The organism is Corallococcus sp. CA041A, assembly GCF_003612075.1.
Taxonomy (GTDB): domain Bacteria; phylum Myxococcota; class Myxococcia; order Myxococcales; family Myxococcaceae; genus Corallococcus; species Corallococcus exiguus.
Genome location: NZ_RAWF01000645.1, coordinates 1 through 450, shown reverse-complemented (window position 1 = coordinate 450; position 450 = coordinate 1). Strand labels below are relative to the sequence as shown.

General features: G+C 43.3%; 1 protein-coding gene. It reads left to right on the top strand.

Annotated elements, in window-relative coordinates:
• Positions 1-437 (top strand): thioredoxin domain-containing protein (locus D7V77_RS42565; protein ID WP_147452386.1); only part of this gene is annotated, 437 nt, incomplete at its 5' end.
• Positions 438-450 lie beyond the last annotated feature (13 nt).

Genomic DNA, 450 nt, shown 5'->3' with positions numbered 1-450 from the left:
GTCCTTTCTGTGCCGATGCGTTTTACCGATTGAGTGAATTCTTCTCAACAGTTGATGTAGATCAGATTATGTATGTGTTCCGCAACTTTCCGTTGAAGCAAATACATCCGCACGCTGAAGATTCTGCTGAAGCCGCTGAAATAGCCGCTGATTTTGACAAGTTTTGGGATATGCATAGCACCCTTTTTCAAAATCAAAGACAATTGGACGACGAAGATTTGCTGGATTATGCTGGAGAACTAGATATTCCACCGGAGAAGTTTGCGCGAGAATTGTATTCTCACTCGAAAGCGAACTTTATCCGTGAGCAGTTCTTAAGTGGGGCTCGAAGCGGCGTAAATGGGACTCCATCATTTTTCGTAAATGAAGAAAGATTCCCCGGTGATGTGCGTGACTTAGTTTCCACACTTTCAGATGAAATAGGCCGAGGTCATTAGAGAAGCCTATAAT